A 22,970-nucleotide genomic window follows, 5' to 3' on the forward strand; every position below is an offset into this window, starting at 1 on the left:
ATGCCCCCCAACACCACCGCCACAACGGGTCACAAGCCCGGCAAGTCCGGCAGGAAGAAGGGGCGCAAAGCCCGTCTTATCGTGCTCGTCCTGGTGCTGGCGGTCATCGGCGGCATCGGCTGGGGCGGGTACTGGTCCGTCAGCACCGTCCGAGCGTCGTTCCCGCAGACCAAGGGGTCGATCACCCTGCAGGGCCTGTCGGGCCCCGTCGACGTCAAACGCGACGGCTACGGCATCCCGCAGATCTACGCCTCCTCCGACGCGGACCTCTTCATGGCGCAGGGCTTCGTCCAGGCGCAGGACCGGTTCTACGAGATGGACGTGCGCCGGCACATGACCTCCGGCCGCCTGTCGGAGATGTTCGGCAAGAGCCAGGTCGACAACGACGCGTTCCTGCGCACCCTGGGCTGGGACCGCGTCGCCCAGCAGGAGTACGACACCAAGCTGTCCGCCTCGACGAAGAAGTACCTCCAGGCGTACGCCAAGGGCGTCAACGCCTACCTGGCGGGCAAGGACGGCAAGGACATCTCCCTGGAGTACGCGGCGCTGGGCTTCAGCAACGACTACAAGCCCGCGCAGTGGACGCCGGTCGACTCCGTCGCCTGGCTGAAGGCGATGGCCTGGGACCTGCGCGGCAACATGCAGGACGAGATCGACCGCGCCCTGATGACCAGCCGCCTGGGCCCCCAGCAGATCGCCGACCTCTACCCGCAGTACCCCTACGAACGCAACAAGGCGATCGTGCAGGAGGGCGGGTACGACGAGGCGACCCACTCCTTCGAGCAGGGCAGCGGCTCCGGCTCGGGCAGCGGCTCCGGCTCGGGCAGCCACAGCGGCTCCGGCAGCGGCTCGGGCACCTCGCTGAACGGCACCGGCAACGGCACGGGCACCGGCAGGGGCACGGGCACAGGCACCTCGTCCGGCGCCGGCGTGCAGAGCCAGCTCGCGGGCCTGTACAAGGTCCTGGACGACGTTCCCACGGCCGTCGGTGTCAACGGCAACGGCATCGGCTCCAACTCCTGGGTCGTCGGCGGCGACCACACCATCACCGGCAAGCCGCTGCTCGCCAACGACCCGCACCTGTCGGCCTCGCTGCCGTCCGTCTGGTACCAGATGGGCCTGCACTGCCGCAGCGTCTCCAGCGCCTGCCAGTACGACGTCACCGGCTACACCTTCGCGGGCATGCCCGGCGTGGTCATCGGCCACAACAAGGACATCGCCTGGGGCATGACCAACTCCGGCGTCGACGTCACCGACCTGTACCTGGAGAAGGTCACCGGCGACGGCTATCTGTACGGCGGCAAGGTCAGGCCGTTCGTCACGCGCGAGGAGAGCATCAAGGTCGCCGGCGGCGAGACCAAGAAGATCGTCGTCCGCCAGACCCAGGACGGCATGCCCCTGCTGTCCGACCGCGACGACGAACTGGTCAACGTCGGCAAGAAGGCCACCGTCGACACCGCGGCCCCCGACCGCGGCGACGGTTACGCCATCGCCCTGAAGTGGACCGCCCTGCAGCCCGGCACCTCCCTGGACGCCGTGTTCGCGATGGACCGGGCGACGGGCTGGAAGGACTTCCGCGACGCGGCCAAGCTCTTCGACGTGCCGTCGCAGAACCTGATCTACGCCGACAGCAAGGGCGCCAAGGGCGACATCGGCTACCAGCTCCCCGGCAAGATCCCCACCCGCGGCAAGGGTGACGGCTCGCTCCCCGCGCCGGGCTGGGACCCGAAGTACCGCTGGACCGGGTACATCGACTTCGACAAGCTGCCCTACGAGTACAACCCGGAGCGCGGCTACGTCGTCACCGCCAACCAGGCCGTGGTCGAGGCGGACAAGTACCCCTACACGCTGACCACCGACTGGGGCTACGGCACCCGCAGCCAGCGCATCGCCGACCTGATCGAGTCCAAGATCAAGGGCGGCGGCAAGATCTCCACCGACGACATGCGTCAGATGCAGCTGGACAACAGCAGCGAGATCGCCAAGCTGCTCGTGCCGACGCTGCTGAAGATCGACGTCGGCGACAAGGACGTCCGCCAGGCGCAGGAACTGCTCGAGGGCTGGGACTACACCCAGGACGCCGACTCGGCGGCCGCCGCGTACTTCAACGCCGTGTGGCGCAACGTCCTGAAGCTGGCCTTCGGCAACAAGCTGCCCAAGGAGCTGCGGGTCGAGGGCCAGTGCCTGTGGGTGGACCCGGTGAACACCACCGGACCCGCCGACGACACCTCGAAGGTGCGCGAGTGCGGTCAGCGCGACGCCGACCAGGCGCAGCCCGACGGCGGCGACCGCTGGTTCGAGGTCGTGCGCACCCTGATGGACAAGCCGGACAGCGACTGGTGGAAGGCGCCGAGGTCGGGCACGCGCCCCGCGGCGCACAACCGCGACGAGCTGTTCAAGCGGGCCATGATCGACGCCCGCTGGGAGCTGACCGCCAAGCTCGGCAAGGACATCGACACCTGGAGCTGGGGCCGGCTGCACCGCCTGTTCCTGAAGAACCAGACGCTCGGCACCGAGGGCCCCGGCGTCCTCAAGTACGTCCTCAACCGCGGCCCGTGGAAGCTCGGCGGCGGCGAGGCGGCGGTCAACGCCACCGGCTGGAACGCCGCCGGCGGCTACGGCGTCGTCTGGGTGCCGTCGATGCGGATGGTGGTCAACCTCGACAACCTCGACAAGTCGAAGTGGATCAACCTGTCCGGCGCCTCCGGCCACGCCTACAGCGCCCACTACACCGACCAGACGGACAAGTGGGCCAAGGGCGAACTGCTGCCGTGGTCGTTCTCGCCGAACGCGGTCGACCAGAGCACCAGTGACACGCTCGTCCTGAAGCCGTGACCGGCTGATCGCAAGGAACGCAAGGATCGCAAGATTCACAAGCGAAGGGCCCTCCACGCGCGTGGAGGGCCCTTCGCGTCCCCGGGCCGGCCCTTCGGGCCGCGAGCGGCTCAGGGCGCGGAGAAGCGGCGCACCCCGGACGGGGTCACCACCGCGTGCACCGGCCGGTCGTGCGGCTCCTCGGGCACGCGCGCGACGACCTCCGTGGCGTACAGGAGCACCACCAGCGCGGGCCGCGCGCCCGTGCGCTCCAGCCGGGCGAGCACCCGGTCGTAGGAGCCGCCGCCGCGTCCCAGGCGCATCCCGCGCGCGTCGACCGCGAGCCCCGGCAGCAGGACGACGTCGGCGCCGGTCACGGCCTGCGGGCCGAGCCGCTCACCTGCGGGTTCCAACAGGGCCATCTTTCCGCCATGTTGCACGCGCACCAGGGAGTCCTCGCCGGTGTACTCGCCCCAGTCCAGGTCGTTGTCGTCGAGCAGGACGGGGAGCAGCACGCGCACGCCCCGCGCGCGCAGCGCGTCGAGCAGCGCGAGGGTGCCGGGTTCACTGCCCACGGAGACGTACGCCGCGACCGTGCGCGCGTGCGCCAGCTCCGGCAGCTCCAGCGCGCGTTCGGCGAGGGCGGACGCGGCATTTGTCACATCGGCCGGGGTCAGGGCGTTCCGCGCCGCCAGGAAACGCCGTCGAACGGCCCGCTTGTCCGGCTCCATGACCGGCCCGATTTCGCCCACTTGTCGCTCCCGTACCGTTCTTGTGTGCTCATATGAGCGTCGATGTCCGGGAGTCGCGGGCCGCCCCTCACACACCGGTTAAGGTGGCGGGCATGACCCAGTCGCACCCCAGGATCAACAAGGCTGTCATCCCGGCGGCAGGCCTCGGGACCCGGTTTCTGCCGGCCACCAAGGCCACGCCCAAGGAGATGCTGCCGGTGGTCGACAAGCCGGCGATCCAGTATGTGGTCGAGGAGGCCGTCACCGCGGGCCTCGACGACGTCCTGATGATCACGGGCCGTAACAAGCGCCCGCTCGAGGACCATTTCGACCGCAACTACGAGCTGGAGTCCGCGCTCGCCGCGAAGGGCGACACGGACCGGCTCGCCAAGGTGCAGGAGTCCCAGGATCTCGCCACGATGCACTACGTGCGTCAGGGCGACCCCAAGGGTCTCGGTCACGCCGTGCTGTGCGCGGCCCCGCACGTCGGTCACGAGCCGTTCGCCGTGCTCCTCGGCGACGACCTGATCGACCCGCGCGACCCGCTGCTGCAGCGGATGATCGAGGTCCAGGAGCAGCGCGGCGGCAGCGTGATCGCCCTCATGGAGGTCGCGCCCGAGCAGGTCCACCTCTACGGCTGCGCCGCCGTCGAGTCCACCGAGGACGGCGACGTCGTCAAGGTGACCGGCCTGGTCGAGAAGCCCGACCCGGCCGACGCCCCGTCGAACTACGCGATCATCGGCCGCTACGTCCTCGACCCCGGCATCTTCGACATACTCCGCAAGACCGAGCCGGGCCGCGGCGGCGAGATCCAGCTCACCGACGCCCTCCAGCAGCTCGCCGAGGACGAGAAGGCCGCCGGCCCCGTGCACGGCGTCGTCTTCAAGGGCCGCCGCTACGACACCGGCGACCGCGGCGACTTCCTGCGGGCCATTGTCAGACTGGCGTGCGAACGTGAGGACCTGGGCCCGGACTTCCGGACCTGGCTCCGCAGTTACGTCACCGAGGAGATGTAGCCACCTTGAGCAGCGCCGCGTCCCGCACCCCGGGCCCCGACCACCTGTGGTCGGTGGACGAGCACCTGGAGGACGTCCTCACCACGGTGCGCCCCCTGGAGCCGATCGAGCTGCAGCTGCTCGACGCCCAGGGCTGCGTCCTGGTCGAGGACGTGCAGGTGCCGCTGTCCCTGCCGCCCTTCGACAACAGCTCGATGGACGGCTACGCGGTGCGGGTCGCGGACGTGGCGGGCGCGAACGAGGAGTTCCCGGCGGTCCTGGAGGTCGTCGGGGACGTCGCGGCCGGCCAGGCCGGCCTGCTCCACGTCGGCCCCGGCCAGGCCGCCCGCATCATGACCGGCGCCCCGCTGCCGCCCGGCGCCGAGGCCGTCGTACCCGTGGAGTGGACCGACGGCGGGCTCGGCGAGGGCCCCGTGACCGGCATGCGCGCCCGCGCGCTCGCCCCGGAGGGCGCCGAGGGGCACGTACGCGTGTACCGGCCCGCCGAGGCACGCGCGCATGTGCGCGCGGCCGGCAGCGACGTCCGGGCCGGCGACCGCGCCCTCGCGGCGGGCACCGTGCTCGGCCCGCCGCAGATCGCCCTGCTCGCCGCGATCGGCCGCGGCACGGTCCGGGTGCGCCCGCGCCCGCGCGTGGTCGTGCTGTCCACCGGCAGCGAACTGATCCAGCCCGGCGAGCAACTGGCGCACGGTCAGATCTACGACTCCAACAGCTTCGCCCTCACCGCCGCCGCCCGCGACGCCGGCGCCATCGCCTACCGGGTGGGCGCCGTCGCCGACGACGCGGAGACGCTGCGCTCCACCATCGAGGACCAGCTGGTGCGCGCCGACCTCATGGTGACCACCGGCGGGGTGAGCGTCGGCGCGTACGACGTGGTCAAGGAGGCCCTGTCGCACGTCGCCGACCAGGACGAGGCGGGCGGCGGCGTGGAGTTCCGCAAGCTCGCCATGCAGCCCGGCAAGCCCCAGGGCTTCGGCTCCATCGGCCCCGACCACACCCCGCTGCTCGCGCTGCCGGGCAACCCGGTGTCGTCGTACGTCTCCTTCGAGCTGTTCGTGCGGCCCGCCATCCGCACCCTGATGGGACTTCAGGACGTGCACCGGCCCACGGCCACCGCGACCCTGTCCGCCGAGCGGCCGCTGACCTCGCCGAAGGGCCGCCGGCAGTTCCTGCGCGGCGCCTACGCCGACGGCACGGTCACCTTGGTGGGCGGCACCGGCTCGCATCTGATCGCGGCCCTCGCGCACGCCAACGCCCTGATCGTGGTGCCCGAGGACGTGGAGTCGGTCGCGCCCGGCAGCGAGATCGAGGTCGTCCTGCTCGGCTGAGCGCTCCCGGCGCGGGGTACCGTGTCGCGCACAACACAGGCCCGCGCGCCGCACCGCGCCGGGCCCGGACCGGGAGCGCCACCACCATGACTGTGCCCAACCGGGGGGAGACCCCCGGACAGCCCGTGCAGGACCGCCTGACGCACATCGACGACGCGGGTGCCGCCCGTATGGTCGACGTGTCCGGCAAGGACGTGACCGCGCGCACCGCCCGCGCCAGCGGCCGCGTCCTCGTCTCGCCCCGGGTGATCGAGCTGCTGCGCGGCGAGGGTGTCCCCAAGGGCGACGCACTGGCCACCGCGCGGATCGCCGGGATCATGGGAGCCAAGCGCACCCCCGATCTGATCCCGCTGTGCCACCCGCTCGCGGTGTCGGGTGTGAAACTGGACCTGTCGGTCGCGGACGACGCCGTGGAGATCTCGGCCACGGTGAAGACGACGGATCGTACGGGCGTCGAGATGGAGGCCCTCACCGCGGTCTCCGTCGCCGCGCTCACCGTGATCGACATGGTGAAGGCGGTCGACAAGGGAGCGGTCATCACGGACGTGCGGGTGGAGCACAAGACGGGCGGCAAGTCGGGCGACTGGAGCCGGGCATGAGCTACCGGGCGCTGGTCGTCACGGCCTCCAACCGGGCCGCCGCGGGTGTCTACGAGGACCGGGGCGGGCCGTTGGTCGCCGACGGCCTGAAGCGTTTCGGCTTCGACGTCGACGGCCCGCGGGTGGTGCCCGACGGCGACCCGGTGCGCGATGAGCTGCGGGCGGCCGCCGAGGAGGGCTACGACGTCGTCGTGACCACCGGCGGCACCGGCCTCTCGCCCACCGACCGCACGCCGGAGGCGACGCGCGCGGTGATCGACTACGAGGTGCCGGGCATCGCGGAGGCGATCCGCGCGTTCGGCCGGGGCAAGGTGCCGACCGCGGCGCTGTCGCGGGGACTGGCCGGTGTCGCCCGGCGGACCCTGATCGTCAATCTGCCGGGGTCGACGGGCGGCGTGAAGGACGGCCTCGCGGTCCTGCAGCCGCTGCTGGTGCACGCCGTCGACCAGATCCGCGGCGGAGACCACCCGAGATCAGACGCCGGAAACGGGGGTGCGAGCTGAACGGCTCATCCTGGCCCGTGGTGCTGGCCGAGGGCGATGTCGTCCTGCGGCCCATAAGGATGCGCGACCAGAGCGCCTGGCGCGAGGTCAACCGGCGCAACCGCGACTGGCTGCGGCCGTGGGAGGCGACCATCCCGCCGCCCACGCCGACCGGGCCGATCGCGCACCGGCCGACCTACCGGCAGATGGTGCGGCACCTGCGCCGGGAGGCGCGTGCGGGCCGGATGCTGCCGTTCGTCCTCGAGTACCAGGGACGGGTGGTCGGGCAGTTGACGGTCGCCGGGATCACCTGGGGGTCGATGTGCTCGGGTCACGTGGGGTACTGGGTGGACGAGGCGGTGGCCGGCCGTGGCGTGATGCCGACGGCCGTGGCGCTCGCCGTCGACCACTGTTTCCGCACCGTCGGCCTGCACCGCATCGAGGTGTGCATTCGCCCCGAGAACGTGCCCAGCCGCCGGGTGGTGGAGAAACTCGGATTCCGCGAGGAGGGGCTGCGGCCCCGCTATCTGCACATCGACGGCGCCTGGCGTGACCATCTCGTCTTCGCGCTGACGGCCGAGGAAGTCCCGGAGGGGCTGCTCGCCCGCTGGCGGCGCACCCGCAACCGCAACGGCTCGTCGCAGCGCCCGCAGAACACCCCCGGCAATCACGGTTAGGCCCGAGGAAACCCGCGCCGGTCTCCCGCACCTGGGAAATTGAATATATGTTCGAAATTGATCGGCTCATGACCGTCTCGGGGCGGTGAATTCCGGGTCGAAGTGGCCCGCTGATCGCATCGATCACAAAAAAAGTTCGAAATATCAGCCAGATCGTGCGACACACCGGCCCAATTGGCGGATGGCCTCGTGCAAACCCCTCTACCGTGTGAGACGTGAGCAGCAGCGGCCTCATCTACGCAGTCATTGTCGGGGCCTGGGCCGCCTACTTGGTGCCGATGTGGCTCCGTAGGCAGGACGAGCTGAACGAGGCCCGTCCGACGGAACGCTTCAGCACCGCCATCCGGTTGCTGTCCGGACGGGCGGGCATGGAGCGCCGATACGCCAAGGACCTGCGGGCGCGCTCCGCCGACGAGGAGGAGAGCGACCTCGCCGACCCGGACGCCGTCACCGACACGGTGGACGTCCGGGCCTTCGCCGTGCCCCCGACGCGCCGGCACACCCGGGCGACGGCCCCGGCGCAGGGCTACGAGCACGACGAAGCGGGGCACGAGCCGGAGAGCGAGCCGGTGCACGAGCCCGAGCCCGCACCGGCGCGCGGCCGGGTGCCGCAAGCCCGGCGTGCGCCCTCCGCCGAGGCGGCCGCCGCGCGCGCCCAGCGCACCAAGGTCCTCGCCCGTCGCCGGCGCACCACCGTGATGCTCTTCCTCGCCTTCACCCTCGGCGCGATCGTCGCCGCCGTCGGCGGACTCGCGTTCCTGTGGGCACCCGGCGTACCCGCCGTCATGCTCAGCGCGTACATCGTTTATCTGCGCCGGCAGGAGCGCCGCCGCTTCGCCTACCAGATGGACCGCCGCCGGGCCGAGGTCGCGGCCCAGCGACTGCGCGAACGCCAGCCGCGCCGGCGCACGCCCGTCGGCACCGGCGCGCCCGCCGACGCCGAGGAGCCGCACGCGGACCACGACACCGCCACCGACCCCGGGCTGTCGGCGCTCGCCGCCGACCGGCGCGCCCTGGTGGAGCAGACCGACCACGCCGAGTGGGTCGACCAGCAGCGCGAGCGGCAGCGGCGCCCCGGCCACGGCGACAGCTGGGACCCGGTGCCCGTGCCCCTGCCGACGTACGTCACCGCGCCGGTCGCCCCGCGTGCCACGGCGGACGTCGACCTCGGCGCCCCCGACGCGTGGAGTTCGGCCCGCTCCAGCGCGGTGGCGCCGGAACTGCGGGACGAACAGCCCGCCGAGCCCGACGCGCCCGCCGGCGCGGACGACCGGTCGGCGGACGACGGCCGCAGCGACGCGCGCCGCGCGGCCTCCGCACGCCGCGCCCGCGAGCGCGGGCGCACCCCCCTCTTCGACCAGTACGAGGACGGCGAGCGGCCGCGCGCGGCCAACGAGTGACCCCGGACCCGGCCCGCCCGGAGCGGATTTCCGAGCACGCCGTGCGGGATGCTAAAGTTTCACTCGTTGCAAGGGCCTGTGGCGCAGTCCGGTAGCGCACCTCGTTCGCATCGAGGGGGCCAGGGGTTCAAATCCCCTCAGGTCCACGCAATGAAGGCCCCGGCGATCATCAGATCGCCGGGGCCTTCGTCATGTGCCGGCTGGTGATCCGGCGTCTGTTCTCAGGAACGCAGCGCCGCCACCGTCGTGCCGGTCGGCGTGGCGAAGGTCACCGGCAGCCCGAGCAGTGCCAGTTGATACGGCCAGGCGAACCGCGCGACGGCGGCGTTTTCGCGAAGCGGTGCCGCTACAGCGTCTTCGCGAAGCAGCGGCTCTCCTCGTGGAAGCGGTAGTAGCCGAACTTCTCGCAGGGCTCGTAGCCGCAGGAGGTGTACAGGGCGATGGCCTCCGGCTGCTTGGTGCCGGTCTCCAGGACCATGCGGACACGGCCCGCCGCCCGGGCGTCCTCCTCGAGGGCGGCCAGGATGCGCCGGGCGAGCCCCCGGCCGCGCATGTCGGCGACCACGTACATCCGCTTCAGCTCGGCGTCGCCGTCCCGGTTGCCCTCGTGGTTGGCGTCCTGCCGGCGCCAGCCGCCGGTGGCGACGGGCCGCTCGTCGGCGTCGTACGCGATGAGGTACACGCCGTTCGGCGGCTCGAAGTCGGACGGGTCGAGCTGCGTGGCGTCGCCGCCGTCGCCGTAGCGCTCGTGGTACTCGGCCTGGACCTCGTCGTTGAGCTTGACGGCGTCGGGGTGGTCGAACGGGACGCGACGTATAAGCATGCTAGGCATCGTACTTCTATGCAGGAGGTGGACTCTCGGATTTTCCGGACCCGGACCAGTGTGCCGGTATCGTGCCGGGGTGCTGACAGTAACCACCGTGAACGTGAACGGGCTGCGGGCCGCCGCCAAGAAGGGCTTCGTGGAGTGGCTCGCCCGGACCGAGGCCGACGTCGTCTGCCTCCAGGAGGTGCGCGCCGAGCCGCACCAGCTGACCGAGGAGGTCCGGCAGCCCGACGGCTGGCACGTCGTGCACGCCCCGGCCGCCGCCAAGGGCCGGGCCGGCGTCTCCCTGTACACCCGCCGTGAACCCGACCGCGTCCGCGTCGGTTTCGGCTCGGAGGAGTTCGACGGCAGCGGCCGCTACGTCGAGGCCGATCTGCCCGGCGTGACGGTCGCCTCCCTCTACCTGCCCTCGGGCGAGGTCGGCACCGAGCGGCAGGACGAGAAGATCCGCTTCATGGACGCGTTCCTGGCCTACCTCAAGGAGCTGCGCGAGCGGGCCGCCGCCGACGGCCGTGAGGTCCTGGTCTGCGGCGACTGGAACATCGCCCACCAGCCGGCCGACCTGAAGAACTGGCGCGCCAACCAGAAGAACTCCGGCTTCCTGCCCGAGGAGCGCGAGTGGCTGAGCCGCGTCCTCGCCCCGGCCGACGGCGGCTACACGGACGTGGTCCGCGCCCTGCACCCGGACGTGGAGGGCCCGTACAGCTGGTGGTCGTACCGGGGGCGGGCCTTCGAGAACGATTCAGGATGGAGGATCGACTACCACGTGGCGACGCCGGGGCTCGCGGACCGGGCGGTCAAGGGGTTCGTCGAGCGCGCCGCCACGCACGCCGAGCGCTGGTCGGACCACGCGCCGGTGACGGTGGTGTACGACCGCTGAGTGGTCACCGCTCCCGCTTGCTGAGCCGTCGGTCCAGGGCCAGGGACAGTTCTGCTTCCACCACGCTGCGGGCCAGGGGGCGCAGGCGGTGCAGGCCGTTCTCGCCGGTGTGGCGCTGGATCAGGGTGGTGAAGAGTTCGGCGAGGGCGTCGGCGTGTTCGCGGACGCGGGCGCCGGCCGCGAGGACCTCGGCGAGCGGGATGCCCTCGCGGACCAGGGCGGAGGAGACGTCCAGCAGGCGCCGGCTGATGTGGACGATCTCGTCGCCGTCGGTGCCGAGGTAGCCGAGGTCCATGGCGGCGGCGAGGTTCTCGGGGGTGACCTCGCCCTCGAAGCGGGCGGCCAGCTCCTCGGGGGTGAGCCGGACCGGCTCCTCCTCGGTGGGGGTGCCGACGCCGATCAGGTCGGCGACGTTGCGGCCCTGGTCGAGGGCCTCGGCGAGTTCCGCGATGCCGTTGAGGGTGTGGCCGCGCTCCAGCAGGGCGGCGATGGTGCGCAGCCGGGCCAGGTGGTGGTCGTCGTACCAGGCGATCCGGCCCTCGCGGCGGGGCGGCGGCAGCAGTTTGCGCTCGCGGTAGAAGCGCAGGGTGCGCACCGTGATGCCGGCCAGCTCTGCCAGCTCCTCCATGCGGTACTCACGCTTCTCGGCCACGGGAGGAGCCTATGGTCTACCGCCGGTAACTTTCCTCGCCCACCCCCTACCCATCAGTAGGCCACTCCTCTACTCTCCCCATTGCGCCAGTGTTCACTGGCAGAGTCTGGCAGGGACCGGCAGAGTCCAACAGCGATGCGCGGAGGCTTCGGATGGCCCACGAACACGAGCATGTACGGGTGGCGGTGATCGGATCCGGATTCGGCGGGCTCGGTGCCGCCGTGCGGCTGCGCCGCGAGGGGATCACGGACTTCGTCGTCCTGGAGCGGGCGAGCGGCGTCGGCGGCACCTGGCGCGACAACAGCTACCCCGGCTGCGCCTGCGACGTCCCCTCCCACCTGTACTCCTTCTCCTTCGCGCCCAAGCCCGACTGGCCGCGCACCTTCTCCGGCCAGGAGCACATCCGCGCCTACCTGGAGCACGTCACCGACACCTTCGGGCTGCGCCCGCACCTGCGCTTCGACTCCGAGGTCAAGCGGATGACCTGGGACGCCGAGCGGCTGCACTGGCGCATCGAGACCGCGTCCGGTGATCTCACGGCCGACGTCGTCGTCTCCGCCACCGGACCGCTGTCCGACCCGAAGATCCCGGACATCCCGGGCCTGGACACCTTCCCCGGCAAGGTCTTCCACTCCGCCCGCTGGGACCACGACTACGACCTGACCGGCAAGCGCGTCGCGATGATCGGCACCGGTGCCTCCGCCATCCAGATCGTGCCGTCCATCCAGCCGAAGGTCGGCCGCCTCACCCTCTTCCAGCGCACCCCGGCCTGGGTGATGCCCCGCGTCGACCGGGCGATCAGCGGCGCCGAGCGGTGGCTGCACCAGCAGCTGCCGTTCACCACGAAGGCCCGCCGCGGCCTGCTGTGGGGCATCCGCGAGCTGCAGGTGCAGGCGTTCACCAAGCACCCGAACGAACTGGGCTTCGTCGAGCAGCTCGCCAAGCGCAACATGGCCCGCGCCATCAAGGACCCGGCGCTGCGCGCCAAGCTCACCCCTGACTACCGCATCGGCTGCAAGCGCATCCTGCTCTCCAACACCTACTATCCGGCGCTCGCGCAGCCCAACGTCGACGTCGTGGCCAGCGGGCTCAGCGAGGTCCGCGGGTCCACGGTCGTCGCCGCCGACGGCACCGAGACAGAGGTCGACGCGATCGTCTTCGGTACCGGTTTCCACGTCACGGACATGCCGATCGCCGAGCGGGTGGTGGGCGCGGACGGCAGCACCCTCGCCGAGCACTGGAAGGGCGGCATGCAGGCGCTGCGGGGTGCCGCTGCCGCCGGGTTCCCGAACTGGATGACGATCATCGGGCCCAACACCGGCCTCGGCAACTCCTCGATGATCCTCATGATCGAGTCCCAGCTGAACTACATGGCGGACTATCTGCGCCAGCTGAACGTCCTCGGCGGCCGCGCCGCCCTCGACGCCCGCCCGAGCGCCGTGGGCGCCTGGAACCGGCGGGTGCAGGAGCGGATGAAGCGCACGGTGTGGAACACGGGCGGCTGCACCAGCTGGTACCTGGACGCGAGCGGCCGCAACACGACCATCTGGCCGGGCACGACCAGCGAGTTCCGCCGGGCGACCCGCCGGGTGGACCTGGGGGAGTACGTCGTCCTGCGGCCACCGGCGAAGGACGCCCAGGCGCCTGCGGAGAGCGAGGCCGCTCCCGCCTCCGCGCAGAGCGAGGCCGCCCCGGTCGACGGCGCCGCGGAGGTGACCGCGTGAGCCGGCCCGCGCACGTCACCTTGGGTCCGTACGCGCCGCCGGAACCCGCCCGCACACTCACCGTCACCTCGGCCGACGGCGCCCGCCTGCACGTCGAGGTGCATGGACCGGAGGATGCCCCGGCCGTCGTCCTCGCTCACGGCTGGACCTGCTCGACCGCCTTCTGGGCGGCGCAGATCCGGGCGCTGTCCGGCGGTCACCGCGTCATCGCCTACGACCAGCGCGGCCACGGGCGCAGCCCGGTGAGCGCGGCGTGCGGCACCGACGCCCTCGCCGACGACCTCGAAGCCGTCCTGGCGGCGACCCTCGCGCCCGGCGAACGGGCGGTGATCGCCGGGCACTCGATGGGCGGCATGACGGTGATGGCGGCGGCCGGCCGGACGAAGTTCCGGGAGCACGCGGCGGCCGTCCTGCTGTGCAGCACGGGCAGTTCCCGGCTGGTCGCCGAGTCCACCGTCGTACCGATCAGGGCCGGGCGGCTGCGGACCTGGCTGACCGGGCGCATCCTCGGCTCACGGGCCCCGCTCGGCCCGGTCACGCCCCTCGCGCTGCGGATCCTCAAGTACGGCACGATGGGCCCCGGTTCGGCCCCGCACATGGTCGAGGCGTGCGCGCGGATCGTGCACGGCTGCCCGCGCACGGCACGGTACGCCTGGTCGCAGGTGCTGGATCTGCTCGACCTCGACCACGGTGTGCGGGAGTTGACGGTGCCCACCGAGATCGTCGCGGGCACCGCCGACCGGCTCACCCCGCCGGTGCACGCCCGGTCCCTGGCCGCGGCGCTGCCGGACTGCGCCGGACTGACCGAGCTGCCCGGCATCGGTCACATGACCCCGATCGAGGCACCCGACCTGGTCACCACCAGGATCCGGGAACTGATCGCCGCCCACGTCACCGCACCCGCGAAACGTGCACCCGCCGAACGTGCAGCCGCGAAAGGTGCACCCGCGAAACTGGAGGAGAGCGCATGAGCAAGGTGAGCCTGGAGGGGCAGGTCGCGGTCGTCACCGGCGCCGCGCGCGGGGTCGGTGAGCTGCTCGCCCGCAAGCTGTCCGTGCGCGGCGCGAAGGTGGCCCTGGTCGGTCTGGAGCCCGAGGCCCTGAAGGAGGTCTCCGAGCGGCTGCACAGCGAGAGTGCGTACTGGCACGCCGACGTCACCGACCACGAGGCGATGGCGCGGGTCGCGCAGGAGGTCAAGGAGCGGTTCGGCAAGGTCGACATCGTGGTGGCCAACGCCGGTGTGGCGACGGGCGGTCCGTTCGTCGACTCCGATCCGGACGCCTGGCGCCGGGTCATCGAGGTCAATCTGATCGGCTCGGCGGTCACCGCCCGCGCCTTCCTGCCGGTGCTGATGGAGAGCCGCGGCTATCTGCTCCAGGTCGCCTCGCTCGCCGCGATCACGCCCGCGCCGATGATGACGGCGTACTGCGCGTCCAAGTCGGGTGTGGAGGCGTACGCGCACAGTCTGCGCGCCGAAGTCGGCTACCGGGGTGTGCGGGTGGGTGTCGCCTACCTGTCGTGGACCGACACCGACATGGTGCGCGGCGCGGACCAGGACGAGGTGATGCGGGAGCTGCGGCAGCGGCTGCCGTGGCCGTCCAACAAGACCTATCCGCTGGGCCCGGCCGTGGACCGGATCGTCGACGGGATCGAGCGCCGCTCCAGCCATGTGTACGGGCAGTGGTGGCTGCGCGGCATGCAGGGGGTGCGCGGGTATCTGCCGGGCCTGATCGGCACGGTGGGTCAGCGGGAGATGCGGCGGTTCGGGGACCGGCTCCAGGGCATGCGCTCGGGCCTCGTCGGCGCAGGTGGCGCGGCCGATGAGCAGGAGCGCAGCACGCTGCGTAACTGATCGACATGCGCAGCGTCACGGCCCATGTGAATCTGGTCGAGGCCCCCTCAGGGGGCGACTGAATCACCCACCACAGGAGTGAACCCACATGGGCATGAAGGACAAGTTCCAGGACCAGGCCGAGCAGTGGCAGAACCAGGCCCGCGACAAGGGCGAGCAGGCCCGCGACAAGATGGGCAACCGCGGCTCGCAGCAGTCGCAGGACCGCCCGCAGCGTGAGCGCGGCCGCCAGGGCATGGAGGACGCGGAGCACGAGCTGGACGAGCGCTTCGACCGCGACGAGGACATGATCTGACCTCGGTCTGACCGGTACGGCGTGGGGTGCCCGGGTTTCCCTCGGGCACCCCACGTGCGCGTTCCGCCGCCGCCGCGGCGGCCGTTCACTGCCGCGGTGGCAGCTTCGGCCGGGCCCGGTTGGGGACGTTGCGGTAGTCCGGCGGGGACGCCGGCGGGTGGGTCTGCAGCAGGTCGAGGGCCAGCCGGACGGCGTCGTCGAGCTGGGCGTAGCGGCCCTCCGCCCAGTCCAGCGGGGTGCGCAGGGCCTCGACGTCGGGGATGACCCCGTGGTTCTCGATGGACCAGCCGTAGGCGTCGAACCAGGCCGCGTTCATCGGTACGGTGATCACCGAGCCGTCGCCGAGGCGGTGCCGGCCGGTCATGCCGACCACGCCGCCCCAGGTGCGCTGGCCGACCACCGGCCCCAGTTGCAGCAGCTTGAACGCGGCCGTGATCATGTCGCCGTCCGACGAGGTCGCCTCGTCGGCGAGCGCGACGATCGGCCCGCGCGGGGCGTTGGAGGCGTACGACACGGGCTGGGCGTTGCGGGTGAGGTCCCAGCCGAGGATCGTGCGGGTCAGTTTCTCGATGACGAGTTCGCTGATGTGGCCGCCGGCGTTGCCGCGTACGTCCACGATGAGTGCGGGCCGGGACATCTCCATGCGCAGGTCGCGGTTGAACTGGGCCCAGCCGGAGCCGCCCATGTCGGGGATGTGCAGATAGCCGCACTTGCCGCCGCTCAGCTCGCGTACGACCTCGCGGCGCTTGGCCACCCAGTCCTGGTAGCGCAGGGGCCGTTCGTCGATGAGGGGGACGACGGCCACGCGCCGGGAGTGCGCCTCGGCGCCCTCCTCTTCCTCCGTGACGGCGAACGTCAGCTCCACGGTCGTGCCGCCCGCCCCGGCGAGCAGCGGGTAGGGTCCGGCCACCGGGTCCACCGGGCGGCCGTCGACGTGGGTGAGGGCGGCGCCCTCGCGGATGCCGGTGCCGGCGAGCGGGGAGCGGGCCTTGGAGTCGGAGGAGTCGCCGGGCAGGATGCGCTTGATCCGCCAGGTCCCCTCCCGGCAGACGAAGTTGGCGCCCAGCAGCCCCTGCCAGCGCTGGTAGTGCGGCGGGCCCTCGTTGCGGCGGGCGGCGGTGACGTAGGCGTGGGAGGTGCCGAGTTCGCCGAGCACCTCGCGCAGCAGGTCGGCGAACTCGTCGGGGGAGGCGACCCGTTCGACCAGCGGGCGGTACTGCGCGAGCACCCCGTCCCAGTCGATGCCGCTCATGCCGGGGTCCCAGAAGTAGGCGCGGATGAGCCGGCCGGCCTCCTCGAAGGACTGGCGCCACTCGGCGGGCGGGTCGACCTCGTGCAGGATGCGGCGCAGGTCGATCCACACCGTGGTGTCGCTGTCGCCGGGTTCGGTGGAGGGCGCCGCGCGCAGCTCGCCCTCGTCGACGACGACGAGCCGGGTGCCGTCGCCGCTGACCGCGAAGTAGTCGAGGTGGCCGACGAGTTCGGTCTTCTTGGCCTTGGCGAGGTTGAAGTACTCCAGGGTGGGGCGGCCGGTGGTGTCGTCGGGGTTGACGAAGGTCTCGCCGAGGGCGCCGGAGATCGGCCAGCGCAGCCACACCAGTCCGCCGCCGGCGACCGGGTACAGCGCCGAGTACTTGGAGGCGATCACCGGGAACGGCACGACCCGGTTGGCCAGCCCCTCCACCTCGACGGTCACCTGTCCGTCGCCGCCCTCGTCCTCCAGCGGGTCCAGGCCCCCGGCGGCCGGCCGGCCCTCGGGGCTGAGCGCGAACGGGGAGGGAGTGGCCGAGGACAGCGGCACGAGGTAGGGGCGGCAGCCGAGCGGGAAGGACAGGTCGCCGGTGTGCACGTCGTACACCGGGTCGAAGCCGCGCCAGGACAGGAAGGCGAGGTAGCGGCCGTCGCGGGTGAAGACGGGATTCTCGTCCTCGAAGCGGCCGTTGGTCACGTCGATGATCGTCCGGTCCTTGATGCGGGCCATCTTGATCTGCCGCAGGGACCGTCCGATCCCGGGGTGGGACCAGGTCAGCCACGCCCCGTCGGGGGAGAAGGCCAGGTCCCGCACGGGGCCGTTGATGGACCGGATCAGCTCGGAGACCTCGCCGTCGGCCTCGTCGCCGGTGTCCAGGAGCAGCAGCCGTCCGTCGTGCGAGGCGATGGCGAGCCGTTCGCCGTCGGGGTCGGCGACCATCTCCAGCACCCGGCCGAGTGCGCCGGAGGCCAGTCGGCGCGGGGCGCGCTCGCCGGTCGTGCGGGGCAGGTAGGCGATCTCGACGGCGTCCTCGCCCTCGGCGTCGGTGACGTAGGCGACCTGTCCGCCGGAGCCGAGCATCTCGGGCAGCCGGACGCGTACGCCGGGGGTGTCGGCGATGGTGCGGGCGGGTCCGTCGCGGTGGGTGAGCCAGTACAGGCTGCCGCGTACGACGACGGCGCTGGCGCGGCCCGTCTCGTCCACGCTGAGGCCGTCGACGTGCTGTGCCGCCGGCACCTGGTAGGGCCGCCGTCCGGTGCGCGGGCCGCTCAGGCGCACGTCGAGGCGGCGCGGCTCGGAGTCGGCGGAGAGGTCGTCGACGATCCACAGCTCGCCCGCGCACTGGTAGACGACCCGGTTGCCGTCGCTCGCGGCGTGGCGGGCGTAGAAGGCGTCGTGGTCGGTGTGGCGGCGCAGGCCGGAGCCGTCGTGGGCGCAGGAGTAGAGGTTGCCGACGCCCTCGTGGTCGGAGAGGAAGGCGATGCGGTCGCCGACGAACATCGGGGAGGCGAGGTGGCCGCCGATGTCGGCGAGGAGCCGGCGTCCGTGCAGCCACAGCCGTCCCATGGCGCCGCCCCGGTACCGCTTCCAGGACGCCGGTTCGTGCGGCGGGGTGCCGGTGAGCAGCAGTGACCTGCGCTCCCCGGCCAGGTCGGCGACCTGGACGTCGGTGACCGGGCCCCAGGGGAGTTTGCGGCCCGGGTCGCCCTCGGTCGTGACCTTGTAGGCCCAGGTGAAGTAGGAGAACGGTTCACCGTGCGAGGCCACCGCGAGGATGTCGCCGTCGGGGGACCAGCCGGTCACCCGGGTGTCGGAGCTGCCCCAGTAGGTGAGCTGGCGGCTGGTGCCGCCGTCCACGGGTTCCAGGTGGATCTCCGGGTCGAGGGTGCGCCAGCTGGTGTAGGCGACGAGGCTGCCGTCGGGGGAGAAGCGGGGGTGGGCGGCCTTGGTGCGGTCGGCGGTCAGCCGCCAGGCGCGCTCCCGTCCGTCGAGCGGGGCCAGCCACAGGTCGTCCTCGGCCACGAAGCACAGCAGATCGCCATGGAGGTGGGGCATGCGCAGATAGCTCACCTCCCCATGCTTTTCCGCTCGCCAGGCCCGGGCAACTCGTGCGGAGGGCGGGCACGGGACCTTTATACGGTCCTCACGACCGTGACCCACAACACGAACGAAACCGTTTCGTTTCGCTTGTGGGGTGGGATACATTCGTCGTGTACGAAACCGTGTCGTTCGAAGCGCAGGAGCGGAGGGTGGTGACCGGGATGACCGAGGTCGCGGCGGCACGTCGCAGCCGCATCACCCCCGAGCGCGAGGCCGAGCTGTACGAGGCCGTGCTCGACCTGCTCCGCGAGGTCGGCTACGACGCCCTCACCATGGACGCCGTCGCCGCCCGCACCCGCTCCAGCAAGGCCACGCTCTACCGCCAGTGGGGCGGCAAGGCCGAACTGGTCGTGAGGGCCATCCGGCACACCAAGCACGGCCGGATCGACGAGATCGACACCGGCTCGCTGAGAGGTGACCTGCACGCCCTGGTGCGGCTGGAGGACGACTGCACCATCCAGCAGAACTCCGCGCTGATGCGGGGCGTCGCCATGGCGATGCACCACAACCCGGACCTGCGCGAGGCCTTCAGGGCCCAGCTCGTCGAACCCGAGATGTCCGGCTTCCACCAGGTGATCCAGCGGGCGATCGACCGCGGCGAGGTCCGCGCGGACTGTCCCGCGCTCGACTTCCTGCTGCACATGATGGTCGGCGGCTTCGCCACCCGGGCGCTGCTCGACGACCAGCCTCCCACCCAGGCCTTCCTCACCTCGTACATCGACGCCGTGGTCCTCCCCGCCCTCGGCGTCCCCATCCTCTGACAGTCCCCTCCCAGCAAGCCCATTCCTGACGTCTCCGCTCACGTCGTCGGGCTGATCACCCCTGCCCTGAATCCACGACTTGACCGGGAGTACGCCCTCGTGGCCACGTTCCTCTACAAACTGGGCCGCCTCGCCTTCAGGCGACGGCACTTCGTCGCCCTGATCTGGGTGGCGCTGCTGACGCTCGCCGGCGTCGGCGCCGCCTCCGCGCCCGCCGCGGGCTCCACGTCCTTCTCGATACCCGGCACTGAGGCCCAGAAGGCCTTCGACCTGCTGGAACAGCGCTTCCCCGGGATGAGCGCCGACGGCGCCACCGCCCGGGTCGTCTTCAAGGCACCCGCCGGGCACAAGGTGACCGACGCCGCCGGCAAGGCCACCGTCGAGAAGACCGTGAAGGAGCTGGCCACCGGCTCCGAGGTCGCCTCCGTCGCCGACCCGTACCAGGCCCACGCCGTCAGCAAGGACGGCACGATCGCGTACGCCTCGGTGAAGTACAAGGTCTCCGGCATGGAGCTGAAGGACGCCTCGCGGGACGCCCTGAAGGCCGCCGGGCAGCACGCGCGGGACGCCGGGCTGACCGTGGAGATCGGCGGTGACGCGCTGTCCGCGGCGCCCGAGACCGGGGCCACCGAGGTCATCGGCATCGGCATCGCCGCCGTCGTCCTCGTCATCACCTTCGGCTCGCTGCTCGCGGCCGGGTTGCCGCTGCTCACCGCGATCATCGGCGTCGGCATCGGCGTCTCGTCCATCACCGCGCTGGCCAGCACTCTCGACCTCGGCTCCACCACCTCCACGCTGGCGTCGATGATCGGCCTCGCCGTCGGCATCGACTACGCGCTGTTCATCGTCTCCCGCTACCGCGCGGAACTCGCCGAGGGCCGCACCCGCGAGGACGCCGCCGGCCGGGCCGTGGGCACCGCGGGCTCCGCGGTCGTCTTCGCCGGGCTGACCGTCCTCATCGCCCTGGTCGGCCTGTCGGTCGTCAACATCCCCATGCTGACCAAGATGGGCGTCGCCGCCGCGGGCACGGTCGCCATCGCCGTCCTCATCGCCCTGACGATGATCCCGGCGCTGCTCGGCTACGCCGGCCGCATGATCAAGCCGGCCGGTGAGAAGAGCAAGCTGCTCGGCGGCGGCCGCGCCAAGGACAAGAACGCGGCCGGGGACGCCGCCGGCAAGCCGAACATGGGCACCCGCTGGGCCAGCTTCGTCGTACGCCGTCCGGTCGCCGTCCTGCTGCTCGGCGTCGTCGGTCTCGGCGCGGCGGCCGTCCCGGCGGCCTCCCTGGAACTGGGCCTGCCCGACGACGGCTCCCAGCCGGTGTCGACGACCCAGCGACGGGCCTACGACCTGCTCTCCGAGGGCTTCGGCCCCGGCTTCAACGGGCCGCTGATGGCCGTCGTCGACGGCAAGGACGCGGCCGCGCCGGGCAAGGCCTTCGACCGGGTCGCCGCCGAGATCAAGGGCATGAAGGACGTCGCGGCGGTCGTCCAGAGCAAGCCCAACAAGGCGGGCGACACCGCCACGATCACCGTCGTCCCGAAGTCCAAGCCGTCGTCCACGCAGACCGAGGACCTGGTCCACGCCATCCGTGACAAGGGCGCGGACATCAAGTCCGCGACCGGCGCCGAGGTGCTCGTCACCGGCTCCACGGCGATGAACATCGACGTCTCGCAGAAGCTGAACGACGCCCTCGTGCCGTATCTCGTACTGGTCGTGGGGCTTGCGTTCCTGCTGCTGATCGTGGTGTTCCGCTCGATCCTGGTCCCGCTGAAGGCGGCCCTGGGCTTCCTGCTGAGCGTGCTCGCGGCCCTCGGCGCCGTCGTCGCGGTCTTCCAGTGGGGCTGGCTGTCCGGCCTGATGGGCGTCGAGCAGACCGGACCGGTCATGTCGATGATGCCGATCTTCATGGTCGGCGTGGTCTTCGGCCTCGCGATGGACTACGAGGTGTTCCTCGTGACCCGGATGCGGGAGGCGTACGTCCACGGGGAGAAGCCGAGCCAGGCCGTCGTGACCGGCTTCAAGTACGGCGCGCGGGTCGTCACCGCGGCCGCCGTCATCATGATCGCCGTCTTCTCCGGGTTCATCGGCTCCAGCGAGTCGATGGTGAAGATGATCGGCTTCGGCCTGGCCGTCGCGGTCTTCTTCGACGCCTTCATCGTCCGGATGGCGCTCGTCCCGGCCGTGCTGGCGCTGCTGGGCAAGCGCGCCTGGTGGCTGCCGAAGTGGCTGGACCGCGCGCTGCCCAACGTGGACGTCGAGGGCGAGGGCCTGCGCACCGCGGACGACGCCGGACACGGGGACAAGGAGCTGGTGCGCGCCTGACGGGCCGCGCCCGACCGAGCCGCCGGTGAGGGTTCCGTGGGGACGGGGCGCCCTCACCGGCTTGTTCGCGGGGCCCCGCGCACGGTGCCGCCCGCGTTCGGCGCGGGGTGGGCCACGGCCTGAGTCCACCCCCCGTGACCTGGGCCATAACCGGTCGCGTGCCCGCTGCACGGACTACTAGCGTGCGGGGCATGACGACGACAGCCGCCACTGACGCCGACGGTGCTGGAGACTCCGGCGCCCACCCCCTGATCACCCAGGCCCTGCTCACGATGGCCGCCGCCGGGACCCCGCACACGGTGTTCCCGATGGCACCGGGCGACCTCGTCACGCACGCCGGCGCCACCGTGGTGGACGTGCGCGAGCGCACCTCGTGACCCCGGCCGTCACCGCGGCCGTCCTGCTGGCCGCCGTCACGCACGCCGGCTGGAACGCCATCGCGCACAAGATCACCGACAAGCTGGTCGGGTTCACGCTCATCGCCGGCGGCGGGACGCTCATCGGGCTCGCCCTGATGCCGTTCACGCCCGTCCCGGCGGCCGCGGCCCGGCCGTATCTGCTGCTGTCCGCGCTCGTCCACGTCGCCTACTACGTGCTGCTGATGCGGTCCTTCCGGCTCGGGGACTTCGGGCAGGCCTATCCGATCGCCCGTGGCTCCGCACCCCTGGTGGTGACCGTGCTCGCCGCGCTCTTCGCGCACGAGGTGCCGAACGGCTGGGCCGCCGCCGGTGTCGTGGTGTCCTGCGCAGGCCTGACCGGGGTCGCCCTGTGGGGGCTGCGCGGGCGCCGGCCGGACTGGGCGGCGATCGGCGCGGCCCTCGCCACCGGCCTCACCATCGCCGGATACACGGTCCTCGACGGGCTCGGGGTGCGCGCCTCCGGGTCCTCCCTCGGATACATCGCCTGGCTGATGGCCCTGGAGGGCGTGGCCATTCCGGCGTACGCCGTGCTGCGCTGGCGGGGACGGACGGCGGCCGTGCTGCGGCCGTACGCCGCGCTCGGCCTGCTCGGCGCCACGCTGTCCGTCCTCGCCTACGGCCTGGTCCTGTGGGCGCAGACCAAGGCGGCCCTCGCGCCGATCGCGGCCCTGCGCGAGTCGTCCATCATCGTGGGCGCGGCGATCGGCGCGCTGTTCTTCAAGGAGCGCTTCGGCGCGCCCCGGATCGCCGCGGCGGGTCTGCTGGTGGTCGGGATCGGGCTGATGCTGCACGCCGGGTAGGGCCGCGCCCGGCTGGATGCGTCCCGGCGTCGTGAGG

Annotated in this window: 19 protein-coding genes, 1 tRNA gene and 1 pseudogene; 17 read left to right on the forward strand and 4 right to left on the reverse strand. The window is 71.9% G+C overall.

The annotated features are described in order from the left end of the window. Nucleotides 1–2,835, forward strand: a complete 2,835-nt coding sequence (locus ACZ64A_RS21920; RefSeq protein ID WP_469812325.1) for a penicillin acylase family protein — start codon at nucleotides 1–3, stop codon at nucleotides 2,833–2,835. A 110-nt stretch (nucleotides 2,836–2,945) separates the two neighbouring features. On the opposite strand, the gene ACZ64A_RS21925 is transcribed toward ACZ64A_RS21920, so the two are convergent. Next, on the reverse strand, nucleotides 2,946–3,545 hold the full coding sequence (locus ACZ64A_RS21925) for a 5-formyltetrahydrofolate cyclo-ligase (RefSeq protein WP_469812591.1): 600 nt from the start codon (nucleotides 3,543–3,545) through the stop codon (nucleotides 2,946–2,948). 113 nt (nucleotides 3,546–3,658) lie between these two features. Here ACZ64A_RS21925 and galU point away from each other — a divergent pair, with 113 nt between their 5' ends. From galU to ACZ64A_RS21960, 7 genes are all read left to right on the forward strand, one after another. Next, nucleotides 3,659–4,561, forward strand: a complete 903-nt coding sequence (galU, locus tag ACZ64A_RS21930; protein WP_469812327.1) for a UTP--glucose-1-phosphate uridylyltransferase GalU — start codon at nucleotides 3,659–3,661, stop codon at nucleotides 4,559–4,561. Between the two features lie 5 nt (nucleotides 4,562–4,566). Next, complete coding sequence (glp, locus tag ACZ64A_RS21935) at nucleotides 4,567–5,889, forward strand: molybdotransferase-like divisome protein Glp (RefSeq protein WP_469812329.1); 1,323 nt, start codon at nucleotides 4,567–4,569, stop codon at nucleotides 5,887–5,889. A gap of 86 nt (nucleotides 5,890–5,975) precedes the next feature. Next, nucleotides 5,976–6,488 (forward strand): cyclic pyranopterin monophosphate synthase MoaC, encoded by a 513-nt coding sequence (moaC, locus tag ACZ64A_RS21940; RefSeq protein WP_469812331.1) that lies wholly within the window; start codon nucleotides 5,976–5,978, stop codon nucleotides 6,486–6,488. After that, nucleotides 6,485–6,991 carry a MogA/MoaB family molybdenum cofactor biosynthesis protein gene (locus tag ACZ64A_RS21945; protein WP_469812333.1) on the forward strand — a complete coding sequence of 169 codons (507 nt, stop codon included), beginning with the start codon at nucleotides 6,485–6,487 and terminating at the stop codon, nucleotides 6,989–6,991. The genes moaC and ACZ64A_RS21945 overlap by 4 nt, the downstream gene beginning before the upstream one ends. 20 nt (nucleotides 6,992–7,011) lie before the next feature. Further along, nucleotides 7,012–7,647, forward strand: a complete 636-nt coding sequence (locus tag ACZ64A_RS21950; RefSeq protein WP_469812593.1) for a GNAT family N-acetyltransferase — start codon at nucleotides 7,012–7,014, stop codon at nucleotides 7,645–7,647. A 215-nt stretch (nucleotides 7,648–7,862) separates the two neighbouring features. Then, complete coding sequence (sepX, locus tag ACZ64A_RS21955; RefSeq protein WP_469812335.1) at nucleotides 7,863–9,047, forward strand: divisome protein SepX/GlpR; 1,185 nt, start codon at nucleotides 7,863–7,865, stop codon at nucleotides 9,045–9,047. A gap of 72 nt (nucleotides 9,048–9,119) precedes the next feature. After that, nucleotides 9,120–9,193 (forward strand) — tRNA-Ala (locus ACZ64A_RS21960). 200 nt (nucleotides 9,194–9,393) lie between these two features. Here ACZ64A_RS21960 and ACZ64A_RS21965 read toward each other — a convergent pair. Next, nucleotides 9,394–9,870, reverse strand: coding sequence for a GNAT family N-acetyltransferase (locus tag ACZ64A_RS21965; protein ID WP_469812337.1), 477 nt, complete (start codon nucleotides 9,868–9,870; stop codon nucleotides 9,394–9,396). A 79-nt stretch (nucleotides 9,871–9,949) separates the two neighbouring features. Between ACZ64A_RS21965 and ACZ64A_RS21970 the strand changes: the two genes are divergently transcribed. Continuing rightward, nucleotides 9,950–10,753 (forward strand): exodeoxyribonuclease III, encoded by an 804-nt coding sequence (locus tag ACZ64A_RS21970; RefSeq protein WP_469812339.1) that lies wholly within the window; start codon nucleotides 9,950–9,952, stop codon nucleotides 10,751–10,753. A gap of 4 nt (nucleotides 10,754–10,757) precedes the next feature. Here ACZ64A_RS21970 and ACZ64A_RS21975 read toward each other — a convergent pair whose 3' ends face one another. Next, the gene (locus tag ACZ64A_RS21975) at nucleotides 10,758–11,405 is read right to left on the reverse strand and encodes a MerR family transcriptional regulator (RefSeq protein WP_469812340.1); all 648 of its coding nucleotides are present in this window, start codon (nucleotides 11,403–11,405) and stop codon (nucleotides 10,758–10,760) included. 152 nt (nucleotides 11,406–11,557) lie between these two features. Between ACZ64A_RS21975 and ACZ64A_RS21980 the strand changes: the two genes are divergently transcribed. From ACZ64A_RS21980 to ACZ64A_RS21995, 4 genes are all read left to right on the forward strand, one after another. Further along, a complete protein-coding gene (locus ACZ64A_RS21980; protein ID WP_469812342.1) occupies nucleotides 11,558–13,129 on the forward strand; it encodes a flavin-containing monooxygenase in 1,572 nt (523 codons plus the stop codon). Next, complete coding sequence (locus ACZ64A_RS21985; protein ID WP_469812344.1) at nucleotides 13,126–14,100, forward strand: alpha/beta fold hydrolase; 975 nt, start codon at nucleotides 13,126–13,128, stop codon at nucleotides 14,098–14,100. The genes ACZ64A_RS21980 and ACZ64A_RS21985 overlap by 4 nt, the downstream gene beginning before the upstream one ends. Further along, complete coding sequence (locus tag ACZ64A_RS21990; RefSeq protein WP_469812346.1) at nucleotides 14,097–14,981, forward strand: SDR family oxidoreductase; 885 nt, start codon at nucleotides 14,097–14,099, stop codon at nucleotides 14,979–14,981. Before ACZ64A_RS21985 ends, ACZ64A_RS21990 begins: the two co-directional genes overlap by 4 nt. A gap of 88 nt (nucleotides 14,982–15,069) precedes the next feature. Beyond that, nucleotides 15,070–15,276: a hypothetical protein gene (locus tag ACZ64A_RS21995; RefSeq protein WP_469812348.1), complete on the forward strand. Its 207-nt coding sequence runs from the start codon at nucleotides 15,070–15,072 to the stop codon at nucleotides 15,274–15,276. Between the two features lie 85 nt (nucleotides 15,277–15,361). Here the strand turns inward: ACZ64A_RS21995 and ACZ64A_RS22000 are convergent, their stop codons facing one another. Continuing rightward, a complete protein-coding gene (locus tag ACZ64A_RS22000) occupies nucleotides 15,362–18,598 on the reverse strand; it encodes a S41 family peptidase (RefSeq protein ID WP_469812350.1) in 3,237 nt (1,078 codons plus the stop codon). 191 nt (nucleotides 18,599–18,789) lie between these two features. On the opposite strand from ACZ64A_RS22000, the gene ACZ64A_RS22005 reads away from it, so the two are divergent. The 4 genes and pseudogenes from ACZ64A_RS22005 to ACZ64A_RS22020 all read left to right on the forward strand — a co-directional run bounded on the left by ACZ64A_RS22005 (nucleotide 18,790) and on the right by ACZ64A_RS22020 (nucleotide 22,933). Continuing rightward, a complete protein-coding gene (locus tag ACZ64A_RS22005) occupies nucleotides 18,790–19,389 on the forward strand; it encodes a TetR/AcrR family transcriptional regulator (RefSeq protein WP_469812595.1) in 600 nt (199 codons plus the stop codon). Nucleotides 19,390–19,488: 99 nt separating this feature from the next. Then, entirely contained in the window at nucleotides 19,489–21,714 is a 2,226-nt protein-coding gene (locus tag ACZ64A_RS22010; protein WP_469812352.1) for an MMPL family transporter, read from the forward strand. Between the two features lie 272 nt (nucleotides 21,715–21,986). Continuing rightward, nucleotides 21,987–22,091: pseudogene (locus ACZ64A_RS22015) on the forward strand (YbaK/EbsC family protein); the annotation flags it as partial. Continuing rightward, nucleotides 22,088–22,933, forward strand: a complete 846-nt coding sequence (locus ACZ64A_RS22020; RefSeq protein ID WP_469812354.1) for an EamA family transporter — start codon at nucleotides 22,088–22,090, stop codon at nucleotides 22,931–22,933. The pseudogene ACZ64A_RS22015 and the gene ACZ64A_RS22020, both read left to right, overlap by 4 nt. Nucleotides 22,934–22,970 lie beyond the last annotated feature (37 nt).

This window comes from Streptomyces sp. NPDC104814 (assembly GCF_055583185.1).